Source organism: Bradyrhizobium sp. (assembly GCF_028868675.1).
Classification (GTDB): domain Bacteria; phylum Pseudomonadota; class Alphaproteobacteria; order Rhizobiales; family Xanthobacteraceae; genus Bradyrhizobium.
In genome coordinates this window covers 1-11,967 of sequence record NZ_JAGWUA010000149.1, presented here as the reverse complement: position 1 = coordinate 11,967, position 11,967 = coordinate 1, and the positions used below count along the sequence as shown (strand labels likewise).

Genomic DNA, 11,967 nt, shown 5'->3' with positions numbered 1-11,967 from the left:
CTGCTCGGCCGCGACGAGACCCCGCGGCTGGTCGACCTGCTGCTGCATCTGCCGAGCCAGGTCATCGACCGTCGGGCGCGGCCAAAGATCCGCGACGCTGTTTCCGGGACCGTGGTGACGCTGGAGGTCACCATCGACCGCCATCGGCCGCCGCCGCCCCGCAATGCGCGCGCCCCCTATCTCGTATATGCCAGCGACGACACCGGCGACGTGGTGCTGACTTTCTTCCGCGCCAAGCCCGGCTATGTCGAGAAGCTGCTGCCGATGGGGGCAAGACGCTACGTCTCCGGCACGCTGCAGATGTATGACGGCATCCCGCAGATCGTGCATCCCGACCGCGTACTGAGTGAGGAGGAGATCGCAAAACTCTCCGGCATCGATCCGGTCTATCCACTGACGGAAGGGCTGGCGCTCGGCTCGCTGCGCCGCGCTATTTCACAAGCCCTCCTCAAGCTGCCGGCGCTGCCGGAATGGATCAGCCCGGAGGTGCTGCGCCGCTGCCACTTCCCGCGGATCGCGGACGCACTGCATCGCGTGCACCAGCCCGTGGAGCTCACGGACATCCTGCCCGACCAGCACTTCTGGTCGCGCCTCGCCTTCGACGAACTCCTCGCCGGGCAGCTGGCGCTGGCGCTGATCCGCGCGCAATTGCGCCGGCCGGCCGGCGTGCGCAATGCCGGTGACGGACACCTGCGCAACCGGATCATCGACGCCCTGCCCTATGCGCTGACGCCGTCGCAACGCAGTGCGGCCGCGGCGATCGCCGACGATCTCCGGCAGCCCGTGCGCATGCTGCGCCTGCTGCAGGGCGACGTCGGCTCCGGCAAGACCGTGGTGGCGCTGTTGGCGGCCGCGGCCGTCGCCGAGGTCGGCAAGCAGGCTGCGCTGATGGCGCCGACGGAAATTCTCGCGCGCCAGCACATCAAGACCATCGCCCCGCTCGCCGAACGTGCTGGCCTGCGCGCTGCCATCCTCACCGGTCGCGAAAAGGGCAAGGAGCGGCGCGATCTTCTCGCGCGTCTCGCCGCGGGCGAGATCGACCTGCTGGTCGGCACCCATGCTTTGATCCAGGACGACGTCGTCTTCAAGGCGCTGGCGTTGGCGGTCGTCGACGAGCAGCATCGCTTCGGCGTGCGCGAGCGGCTGGCGCTGACCTCCAAGGGCGAGGCGGTCGACGTGCTGGTCTTGAGCGCGACGCCGATCCCGCGCACGCTGGTACTGACCTATTTCGGCGACATGGACATCTCCGAGCTGCGCGAGAAGCCGGCAGGACGGCAGCCGATCGACACCCGCGCGGTACCGATGAGTCGCATCGAGGAGGTCGTCGACGGTGTCGGCCGCGCGTTGCACGGCGGCAAGCTCGTCTACTGGATCTGCCCGCTGGTCGAGGAGTCGGAAGCCGAGGGTACCGAGCATCTGACCAACGCGACCAAGCGCTTCGAGAGCCTGCAAAAACGGTTCGGCGACAAGGTCGGCCTGGTCCACGGCCAGATGAAGGGCACCGAGAAGGACCGCGTGATGGCGCAGTTCGCAGCCCATGAGATCGGGCTCCTGGTCGCGACCACCGTGGTCGAGGTCGGCGTCGACGTGCCCGCCGCCACCATCATGGTGATCGAGAATGCCGAGCGCTTCGGGCTCGCGCAGCTGCACCAGCTGCGCGGCCGCATCGGCCGCGGCGCGGAAGCATCGACCTGCCTCCTGCTCTACTCGGAGCCGCTTGGCGAGATGTCCAAGGCACGGCTCAAGGTGATCCGCGAGACCACGGACGGCTTCCGGATCGCCGAGGAAGACCTCAGGCTACGCGGCGAAGGCGACGTGCTGGGCGTGCGCCAGAGCGGCCTGCCCGGCTACCGCATCGCCCGCTCCGAGGTGCATGCCCAGCTCATCGCGCAGGCCCGCGACGAGGCGTTGCGGATCATGAAGGACAATCCGAAGCTGCAGGGCGAGCGCGGCGAAGCGCTGCGCTGCCTGCTCTATCTGTTCGAGCGCGACGAGGCCATTCCGCTGATCGGTGCGGGCTGAGGCGCGGCCTCAGCCCTTGCGCATTTTGCCGAGCAGGTAGTTGTCGTAATAATTCTCGGCGATCTGCGTGTAGGCAAGCACTTCCTTCATGTAGGCGTCGTGGCTCTCCCTGGTCCTCTTGAACAGCGGGCTCTTTTCCGCAAGCTCGTTGAGGTGGTCCTGGGTGGCCTTGTAGCTCGCCTCCATGACCGGCTGCGGGAACGCGCGCAGTTCCGCGCCACCCGCGATCAGACGCTTCAGGGCGGCCGGATTCACGCTGTCGTATTTTTCGAGCATCCAGGCGCCGGCCGCCGAGCCGGCCTGGTTGAGGATTGCCTGGTACTGCTTGGGCAGCGAATTCCACTTCTCCTCATTGACGATCATGTGCAGCATGGCGCCGCCTTCCCACCAGCCCGGGAAGTAGTAGTACTTCGCCACCTTGAAGAAGCCGAGCTTTTCGTCGTCATAAGGGCCGACGAATTCCGCGGCGTCGATCGTCCCCTTTTCGAGCGCCGCATAAACGTCGCCGCCGGCGATCTGCTGCGGCACGATACCGAGCCTTGCCAGCACGTGTCCGCCCAGCCCCGCGATCCGGAATTTGAGGCCGTTGAGATCCTCGACCGTCTTGATCTCCTTGCGGAACCAGCCGCCCATCTGCGTGCCAGAGTTGCCGCACAGGATCGCATGCGTCTTGAACGGTTTCAGCGCCTCGCTGCAGAGTTCGGCGCCGCCGCCGAACGCCCACCATGACTCCTGATGCCGATGGTTCATGCCGAAGGGCACGCCCGTGGCATAGGCGAGCGCCGGCTCCTTGCCGATGTAGAAGTAGAGCGGCGTCTGCGCCATCTCGACCGTCGCGGAGCTTACGGCATCCAGCGCCTGCAGGCCGGGCACGATCTCGCCGGCCGCAAACGTCTGGATCTGAAACTTGTTGTCGGTGGCGTCCGCGACGTATTTCGCAAAGGTCTGAGCCGTGCCGAAGATGGTGTCGAGCGACTTCGGAAAGCTCGAGGTGAGGCGCCACTTGATCTCGGGCGCGCCTTGCGCGATCGCGGGTGCTGCAACGAGCGTCGTCGCGCCGGCCAGGGCGCCGCCTTTGAGGAACGTACGGCGTTTCATGATGTGCTCACTCCTTCGATTGCAAAAGATTTTCGATTGCAAAACATTGACGCGGGGGCCTTCCCCGCCCTTCATGGACCATCACGACGCCCAAGTGATGTGTCAAGTCATGCGTGGAGACGCCGCTGTCGCGACAAATTTCCCGCAGTCGGGCGCTTGGAGGATCGACCGGGGTCGTCGATGGCCTAGGTTTTCTTCTGTGGGACGCTCGCCGCAAAGGCTTTGAGAAGCGCCGCGTCGGCGCCCTCTCCCTTGGCATCCTCGGCGATGTGCTCGAACAGTCTGGCAAAGCCCTCATAGATCAGCTTGGCCGGGTGGTCCGGCCCGAGGAAGTCCGCGATCTCGCCCATCTCCGCAATCCAGCGATAGGCTTTTGGGATCATGTCCGGCAGCGCGACCGAAAGCCGCGCCAGGATCGCCGGCTGGCTCAGCGCGAGTTCGTCGCGCAAGGCGTCGGCCGCGCCGGATTTCGTCGCCGCCAGCACCATGGCCGAGCCGATCCCGGCAAGCCCCTTGACGATGCCGGCGTAGGACATCTTCAGCGCCGAGGCCGCACCGACGGGACCGTCGATGATCCTGATGTCCAGCCCGAGCTCCTTCAGCACGGCGACCTGTTTTGCGTGCTCGCCGGACAGATAGAAGGCCGGCCCCTTGTTGCCGGGCTGCGGCGGAAAGCCGATGATGCCGGCGTCGACGAACCGCGCCTGCGCGGACGCGATGATCCGCTCGGCCTTTCGCACCGTCTCGACATTGACCGCGTTGCAATCGACCACGACCGGCTTCGTGCCGCGCCTGGCGATCGCCGCCGCAAGCCGCTCCGCGGTCGCCAGGGCCTCGCCCGGCGGCACGATCGAGAGGATGATGTCGGCGCTCGCAATCTCGGAGTCCTCGGCCGCGATCATGCCGGCGTCCGCGGCGCGTTTCGCGGTATCCTCGCTCCGTCCGGTCAGCGATGTCAGGACGTGCGCGCCATGCTCGCCGAGCCGGCGCGCCACCGCGCTGCCCATGGCGCCGGGCGCCAGGATCGCAATTTTCGGGGACATTTTACACTCCCGTCGAATTCCGAGCGACGTGCCCGTCCTCAACCGAAATGATAGCAGAGGCCGGGTCCTTTGGCGGGAATGCCCGCCATCCCGAAACGAGAACGGCCGGCCTACTCGACCTTGGCGGGCTCGGGCTGCAACGTCGAGGCGTTGGCGATGCGGGCCGCATTGGCCATGCCGGCAAGCGCCGCGGCCTTCTTCGGGTCTGCGGTCATCCCCGGCTGCACCACGCCGGCCGACATGATCAGCGTCGCGGCATCCTCGGCGCTCATCTCGACCTCGATGATCTTGCTCCTGGGCACGTAGAAGAAGAAGCCGGTGGTCGGGTTCGGCGAGCAGGGCAGGAACACCGAAATGTGCTCCTCCTGTCCGGGCAGGCTCCTCGCGACGTCGGGACTCGGAGACTGCGAGATCAGCACGATCGACCACATGCCGGGCGACGGGAACTCGACCAGCCCGACCTTGCGGAAGCTCGAGCCCTTGCCCGAGAATAGCGTCTCGAACACCTGCTTCAATCCGCGATAGATCGCGCGCACCGCCGGGATCCGCCCCAGGAAGGTCTCGCCGATGTCGACCAGTGTGCGGCCGATCAGGTTGGCCGCGAGGAAGCCGAGCAGCGTCAGGGCGACGACGGCGACGATCAGGCCCGAGCCCGGCACGGCGAACGGCAGATAGGTCTCCGGCCGATAGGCCACGGGGACGAAAGGCCGCACCAGCCCGTCGACCCAGGTCACGAACCACCAGACCAGGTAGAAGGTGATCACGACGGGTCCGGTGACGATGAGACCGGTCAGGAAATAATTGCGGAATCGGCCCATCAGGCCGGTATGCGGCTCCGGCGGCAGATCTTCAGGTGGCGGGGGCGCGTCGTCGCGGGCGGTCATAGGAGTTCCAGGTCGGTCGCAGCACTTCAGCTAGGGTCTTCTAGCAGATTTTGGAAGACCGGAAGCCACCGACAATGGTCCTGCCCCGCCTATTCGACCGTCACCGATTTCGCGAGGTTGCGCGGCTGGTCGACGTCGGTCCCCATGATGACCGCCGTGTGATAGGCGAGCAGTTGCACCGGGACGGCGTAGACCATCGGCGTGAAGGCCGCGGCCATGTCCGGCAGCACGATGGTGACGAGGGAATCCACCGTCGCCTCGGCAGCGCCCTTGGCATCAGTCATCAGGATGATGCTGCCGCCGCGGGCGGCCACCTCCTGCATGTTCGAGACCGTCTTCTCGAACACCCGGTCATGAGGTGCGATCACCACGACGGGCACGTTCTCGTCGATCAGCGCGATCGGCCCGTGCTTGAGTTCGCCGGCGGCATAGCCTTCGGCGTGGATGTAGGAGATCTCCTTCAGCTTCAGCGCGCCTTCCAGCGCCAGCGGGAAGCTCGTGCCGCGGCCGAGATAGAGCACGTCGCGGGATTTCGCGATCTCTCGCGCGAGCTTCTCGATCTGCGGCTCGGTGGCCAGCGCGGCCGAGATCAGGCGCGGGATTTCGACAAGGCCGTGCACGAGCCTGGTTTCGTCGTCCCCGGACAGTTCGCCGCGCGCCGTGCCGGCGGCGATCGCCAGCGCCGCCAGCACCATGAGCTGGCAGGTGAAGGCTTTCGTCGAGGCGACGCCGATCTCGGGGCCGGCCAGCGTCTGCAAGACGGTCTCGCTCTCGCGCGCGATCGTCGAGGTCGGCACGTTGACGACGGAGACGGTGTGCACGCCTTCGGCCTTGGCGTAGCGCAGCGCTGCGAGCGTGTCGGCGGTCTCGCCGGACTGGGAAATGAAGATCGCGAGATCACCCTTGCGCAGGGGCGCCTCGCGGTAACGGAATTCGGAGGCGACATCGACCTCGACCGGCACGCGTGCCAGGCGCTCGAACCAGTATTTTGCGACGTAGCCGGCGTAGCTCGCCGTGCCGCAGGCCGTGATCGTGATGCGCTGGATGGTGTTGAAGTCGAACGGCAGCTTGACCGGCAGCGCGACGCGCTCGGATGCCATGTCGACGTAGCGCGCCAGAGTGTGGCCCACGACTTCCGGCTGCTCGTGGATCTCCTTGGCCATGAAGTGGCGGTAGTTGGCCTTGTCGACCAGAAAGGACGACGCGCCCGACTTCAGCACCTCGCGATTGACCACGGCGCCGCTCGCGTCGTGGATCACGCCGCGCTCGCGGGACAATACGGCCCAGTCGCCGTCCTCGAGATAGCTGATGGTGTCGGTGAACGGCGCGAGCGCGATGGCGTCCGAGCCGAGATACATCTCGCCGTCGCCGTAGCCGATCGCGAGCGGCGACCCCTTGCGCGCGCCGATCAGAAGATCGCCATGGCCCTTGAACACGAAGCCCAGCGCAAAGGCGCCGCGCAGTTGCGGCAGCGAGGCCTTCACCGCGTCCTGCGGCGAACAGCCCTTGAGCAGGTAGGAGTTGACGAGATGGGCGACGACCTCGGTGTCGGTCTCGCTGGCGAAGCGGGCGCCCTCCTTCTCGAGCCGCTCGCGCAGCTCGCGAAAATTCTCGATGATGCCGTTGTGGACGACGGCGACGTTCTCCGTCGCATGCGGATGCGCATTGTGCTCGGTCGGCTTGCCGTGGGTGGCCCAGCGGGTGTGGCCGATGCCGGTCGTGCCCTGAAGCGGTTCGGCGCGCAGCCGCGCCTCCAGGTTCTTCAGCTTGCCTTCGGCGCGGCGGCGTTCGAGATGATCGCCTTCGAGCGTGGCGACGCCCGCGGAATCGTAGCCGCGATATTCGAGCCGCTTGAGCGAATCCACCAGTTGTTCCGCAACAGGCGTGCGCCCGAGAATGCCGACAATCCCGCACATGCGGATCAATATCCCCCAAATCGTCGAAAAATCTTCAAAACGACGCGCGCGGTTTTTAACGAAGTCCGCAGGAATTGAGATACTCAATAATTATTGCGGATTGCGACAGCCTTAAGTAGCGGCAGGCTTAACGCGACGATATGCGCACCGGATTGCAGCGCCTTTAACCCTGCCGGTTAACGCGGTGTCAACAGATTTGGCCAACGATTCCGCGCATGGAGACACGGCCATGAAAGGCTCATCCGACCGCAAGGGTCTATCCTCGATGTACGTGCATCAGGACGACACCGGTACGCATCTGGCGCACTGGCCACCGCCCCAGCGCGGCAAGGAGAGCAAGCCGGTGTTCGTCAAGCACCGGCCGGGCGAACCTGCAAAGCGCGCCAACCCGCGCGGCTGGCGCCTGACGCGTGCGATCTTCGCCGAATTCGCCGACGAGGAAGAGTAGCCGCTCAGCCCTTCGGCTTCTTGTCGCGCGTCTTCATCTCGCGATAGCGCGCCGCTCCCCCTTCGCGGATGGTCTGCTGGCTGCGTTCCAGCGCCATCGCATCGTCGGGTACGTCGCGGGTGATCACCGAACCGGAGCCGATATAGGCGCCGTCGCCGATCTTCACCGGCGCTACCAGCGATGAATTGGTGCCGACGAAGGCGCCCTTCCCGATCGTGGTCTTGTGCTTGCTGAAACCGTCATAGTTGCAGGTGATGGTGCCCGCGCCGATGTTGGAATTGGCGCCGACGGTCGCATCACCGATGTAGGAGAGGTGGTTGACCTTGACGCCGGCCTCCAGCGTCGCGGCCTTGGTCTCCACGAAATTGCCGATCCGCGCGCCGTCGCCGAGCGAGGTGCCCGGCCGCAACCGCGCATAGGGACCGACGGAGGCATTCCTTCCGATCGCCGTCTGCACGATGTGCGAGAAGGAATGGATCACCGCCCCGTCGGCGATCGACACGCCGGGCCCGATCACCACGAAGGGCTCGATCGTCACGTCCTTGCCGAACGAGGTGTCGGCGGCGAGATAGACGGTGTCGGGCGCGATCAGCGCGACGCCGGCCTCGAGCGCGGCCTTGCGCAGCCGCGCCTGCAGCACGGCTTCGGCTTCCGCGAGTTGCGCCTTGGTGTTGATGCCGCGCACTTCGTCCTCGCCGGTCTCGATCACCACGGCCTCCCATCCCTGTTCGCGGACGATGCCGACCGCGTCCGTCAGATAATACTCGCCCTTGGAATTAGCGTTGCCGATCTTGTCCAGGATGGCGAGCGCCCTGCGACCGTCCATTGCCATGACGCCGGCATTGCACAGCGCGATCTTCTTCTCCGCCGCGCTGGCGTCGGCCTGTTCCCGGATCGCGACCAGCCGGTCGCCCTCGACCACGAGCCGGCCGTAGCCGGTCGGATCGGCCGCGCGGAAGCCGAGTACCGCAAGCGCTGCGCCCTCCCGCAACGGCGCGCGCAGCCGCGCGAACGTCGCCGCCGAAATCAACGGCGTGTCGCCGAACGCGACCAGCAGGTCATCCGCACCGCGCAAGATCGCCTCGCGCGCGGCCAGCACCGCATGCGCGGTGCCGAGCCGGTCGCGCTGCACGAAGCTGAGCGCGTCGGGCCGGATCCGTTTCGCCTCGTCGGCGACCGCCTGATGATCGGGTCCGATCACGACCGCGAGCGCGGTGCCGCCGCCCTTCGGCGCGGCCCCGAGCACATGGGCGAGCAGCGACTGGCCGGCGACGGGATGCAGCACCTTGGGCAGGCTCGACTGCATGCGCGTGCCTTCGCCGGCCGCGAGCACGATGGTGAGGCTGGAACGAGCGGTCATCAAAGTCCCTTGAAAGTCCCCTGCGCTGGCGGCGAATCCACCCTGGCGACACCGGTGTTGCCAGGAGCCGTCATAGAGGCGTTTTGCCTGCCCCGCAAACACCCGGAATTCAAGTGCGGGACGCTTTTCCTGTTAATGTTCCCTGGTTGATTCGGGGGAGGCCGACAGGGCTGGGCACGTCGTTCATGGCAAAGGATTTCGACCCGCTGGCCGGCGCCTTCGAGACCAAGGAATCAGGCGGACTTCTGTCCGGATTGTTGGCCGAAGAGAACGAGTTCGATCGCCGCACGATGTGGCGGCTCGGAGCGTGGGGTGCGACCGCCGTCGGCGCGCTCGTCGTTGCCGTGCTGGCCAATCAGGCGCAACTCGGCTGGCGGCGCGACCAGGTCGCCGCCGCCGACCTCGCGCGCCAGAACGAGCAGCTGCAGGTCCTGACCCGGGAGAGCCAGAACGAGGCGCGCAGGCTGGCGTCGGCGATCGAGACGCTGAACAGCGACCGCGACCGACTCTATGCGCGGGTCACGGTGCTGGAACAGGGGCTCGATTCCGTCACGGGGGCCATCGCCAGGCAGGCAGCCTCGCCGCCCCAGCCCTCCCCGGCCAAGCCGGCCATGGCGGAACCGTCCGCCACCGCCGCGCCCGCGCCGCAGTCGAATCCGCCCAGCGTGGCGCCGGTCGCCTCGACACAGCCGACCACGGGCGACAAGCCGCCCGCCGAGGCCGCCAGGGACAAGAAGGACAAGGACGCGCCCGGCCAGCCGCCGCAGGCGGCGGCGTCCACACCGGCTGCCGCCGCAACGCCGGTCGCGCTGCCGGCAGTTCCGCTGGTCGCCTCGAAATCGATCATGGCCCCGCCGGATCCCGCGGCCGCGAAACTGATTGAGCCGGAGACGTCCGCAAAGCCCGCGGCCGACTCCGTCTCGCCGCCGACGGAGGTCGCCACGGCGGCTCCCGCCACTCAGCCGGAGACCGCGGAGGGCGAGACGCCGGCGCCTGCGATCACGGTTCAGCAAACCCGCTTCGCGGTCGATCTCGGCGGCGCCAGTTCGATCGGCGGCCTGCGGGCGCTCTGGCGCGGCCTGATCAAAGCCAGTCCCGAACTCGCCGCGCTGCGGCCGATCATCATGATCAAGGAAAACAACACGGGGGCCGGCATGCAGCTTCGGCTCGGCGCGGGACCGCTGGTGAACGCGGCCGCCGCCGCCAAGATTTGCGCCGCGTTGGCCGAGAACGACCGCACCTGTGAGACCGCCGTGTTCGACGGACAACATCTCTCGATGAAGCAGGCGGCCCCGAAGGCGGAGACACCGGCCGCCGCCGCCAAGCCGGACAAGCCGCAGCACCGGCGCGGCCATTCGCGACGGACCTCGCGCGACGAGCCGGCCCAGCAGCCGGCACCGGCGAAGCCGGAGACGTCGTCATCGACGCTGTCGTCCTTCTTCAGCCGACGATAGACAAAACAGGCTACCTATCAATGCCTTGAGGATACGTCCTCAAGCCAATTGAAGCGGTTGCCGACGCCCCTCTTCCCGACCATATTGGCCCCATGAAGAAAAAGCCCTTCCGCCTGACGCCCTACCAGGTCCAGTTCCTGCTCGTGGTCGGCTTCACGACCGTCGGCTGCGCCCTGTATCTGCGCTATCTCGCCATCGAGTTCTCGCAGGTGTCGCTCGCCTGCGACGCCGGCCTGCAGACCGTGATCTGCAAGGCGCGCGCGGTCTCGACCTCGTTGTTCAAGCACATGGTGTTCGGCATCGTCGCGCTCGTGATCGCGATGCTCAACCTGATGCGGCCCTCGATCGTGCTCTTGACCGGCGGCGTGATCGCCGCGGGTCTCGGCATCGTGCTCTACAACATCGCGCTGTCGGGGGTCGCGATCGCGCTGCTCATTCTGGGCTTTGCTCGGCCCGCGCCCGCCACAGCGTGACCGCGAGCACGAGATACATCGTGCAGGTCCACAGCGACTGCCAGTTGTCGCGGCCCTCGTTGACGAAGGTATAGGTCGCCGAGAGCGTCAGCAGGCCGGCGAACAGCGCCTCGGCGATCGGGCGCACGCCGGCTTGCGGCCGGTTCTGCAGCAGCGTCGCGAACGGCACCACGGCCATCGTCAGCGACGCGTAGGGGAAATCGCGATAGCGCGGATCGAACACGAAGCCGAGCGCGGTCTCCGCGGCGATCACCGCGGTGACGGCAAGCGTCAGGCCGAGCGCGACGGAGAGCTTTGACCATTTCCGCCAGTCGCGCGGCCCCAGTATCTCCAGGAAGGTCGGCAGTCCCCGGCCCGACACCAGCGCCTGCGAGCACAGGATCGGCGAGAGAATGCCGGCCAGCAGCAGCGCGCCCCATTGCAGCCAGCCGCCCGCGCCGTAGCTCTCATAGTACATCTTGTCGGCGCCGATCCCGAAGAGGCAGCCGGCCGTCGTCGCCGCGATGCCGACGCCGAGCCAGGCCGAGAAGCGCGGCGTCCAGGGCCTGCGCCGCAGCGTCAGGCCCGCCACCGCGAACACCAGCACGCTCAGCCCCATGCCGGCGCCCATGTACCATTTCCAGTACGGGAAATTGCCGATCGGCTGGCCCGGCGGATATTTCAGCGCGCGGCGGACCGAATCGATGAAACCCCAATAGCCGCCGACCGTGCCCTCGAGCTGGCGCTTCCACGGCTGGTCGTAGGCCTCGATCAGGTTGACGCGAAAATTCTGCTCCTTGGCGAGATTGAGGATCTCGGCAACGACCCGCGCCTGGTTGGTGCGCGACGGCAGCGCGCCCTCGCGCATGCGGCCTTCGCTCGGCCAGCCCGTCTCTCCGATCAAGATCTCCTTGCCGGCAAACGCCACCGCCATGCGCTGACGGATCGCGTTGACATGCGAGGCGGCAAATTTCGCCTTGATCGGAAAGTCCTCCCAGTAGGGCAGGATGTGAATGGTGATGAAATCGACGGCGTCGTAGACCTCGCGATTCTTCAGCCAGTATTCCCAGACGTCCGCATAGGTGACGGGGACCTTCACCTGCGCCTTCACCGAGCGGATGATGGCGGTGAGGTCGGAGGTCGTCATCTCCCCGCGCAGCAGCACCTCGTTGCCGACGACGAGCGCGGTGATGGTGTCCGGGAAATCCTTGGTGAGCTGGACGGCCGTTGCGACCTGGCTGAAATTCTTGCTGCGGTTGCTACCGAGCCAGATCCCCTGGATCACCTTCA

The 11,967-nt window shown here is 66.8% G+C and carries 10 protein-coding genes; 4 read left to right on the top strand and 6 right to left on the bottom strand.

From position 1 onward, the window contains the following. Nucleotides 1-2,022 (top strand): ATP-dependent DNA helicase RecG (recG, locus tag KGM94_RS18090; protein ID WP_300262260.1); only part of this gene is annotated, 2,022 nt, incomplete at its 5' end. A 9-nt stretch (nt 2,023-2,031) separates the two neighbouring features. Here recG and KGM94_RS18085 read toward each other — a convergent pair. The 4 genes from KGM94_RS18085 to glmS all read right to left on the bottom strand — a co-directional run bounded on the left by KGM94_RS18085 (nt 2,032) and on the right by glmS (nt 6,963). Continuing rightward, nucleotides 2,032-3,120, bottom strand: coding sequence for a substrate-binding domain-containing protein (locus tag KGM94_RS18085; protein WP_300262257.1), 1,089 nt, complete (start codon nt 3,118-3,120; stop codon nt 2,032-2,034). A gap of 185 nt (nt 3,121-3,305) precedes the next feature. Continuing rightward, nucleotides 3,306-4,163 (bottom strand): NAD(P)-dependent oxidoreductase, encoded by an 858-nt coding sequence (locus KGM94_RS18080; protein ID WP_300262254.1) that lies wholly within the window; start codon nt 4,161-4,163, stop codon nt 3,306-3,308. Between the two features lie 110 nt (nt 4,164-4,273). After that, the gene (locus KGM94_RS18075) at nt 4,274-5,047 is read right to left on the bottom strand and encodes a DUF502 domain-containing protein (RefSeq protein ID WP_300262252.1); all 774 of its coding nucleotides are present in this window, start codon (nt 5,045-5,047) and stop codon (nt 4,274-4,276) included. 89 nt (nt 5,048-5,136) lie between these two features. Continuing rightward, nucleotides 5,137-6,963: a glutamine--fructose-6-phosphate transaminase (isomerizing) gene (gene glmS, locus KGM94_RS18070; RefSeq protein WP_300262249.1), complete on the bottom strand. Its 1,827-nt coding sequence runs from the start codon at nt 6,961-6,963 to the stop codon at nt 5,137-5,139. A gap of 229 nt (nt 6,964-7,192) precedes the next feature. Between glmS and KGM94_RS18065 the strand changes: the two genes are divergently transcribed. Further along, nucleotides 7,193-7,411 carry a hypothetical protein gene (locus tag KGM94_RS18065; protein ID WP_300262246.1) on the top strand — a complete coding sequence of 73 codons (219 nt, stop codon included), beginning with the start codon at nt 7,193-7,195 and terminating at the stop codon, nt 7,409-7,411. Nucleotides 7,412-7,415: 4 nt separating this feature from the next. On the opposite strand, the gene glmU is transcribed toward KGM94_RS18065, so the two are convergent. Continuing rightward, entirely contained in the window at nt 7,416-8,771 is a 1,356-nt protein-coding gene (gene glmU, locus KGM94_RS18060) for a bifunctional UDP-N-acetylglucosamine diphosphorylase/glucosamine-1-phosphate N-acetyltransferase GlmU (RefSeq protein WP_300262243.1), read from the bottom strand. Nucleotides 8,772-8,956: 185 nt separating this feature from the next. Here glmU and KGM94_RS18055 point away from each other — a divergent pair, with 185 nt between their 5' ends. Together KGM94_RS18055 and KGM94_RS18050 are read left to right on the top strand one after the other, a co-directional pair. Continuing rightward, a complete protein-coding gene (locus KGM94_RS18055; protein WP_300262239.1) occupies nt 8,957-10,225 on the top strand; it encodes a hypothetical protein in 1,269 nt (422 codons plus the stop codon). Nucleotides 10,226-10,317: 92 nt separating this feature from the next. Next, nucleotides 10,318-10,698: a hypothetical protein gene (locus KGM94_RS18050; RefSeq protein ID WP_300262236.1), complete on the top strand. Its 381-nt coding sequence runs from the start codon at nt 10,318-10,320 to the stop codon at nt 10,696-10,698. On the opposite strand, the gene KGM94_RS18045 is transcribed toward KGM94_RS18050, so the two are convergent. Continuing rightward, nucleotides 10,658-11,967 (bottom strand): beta-(1-6) glucans synthase (locus tag KGM94_RS18045; protein WP_300262233.1); only part of this gene is annotated, 1,310 nt, incomplete at its 5' end. The genes KGM94_RS18050 and KGM94_RS18045 overlap by 41 nt on opposite strands.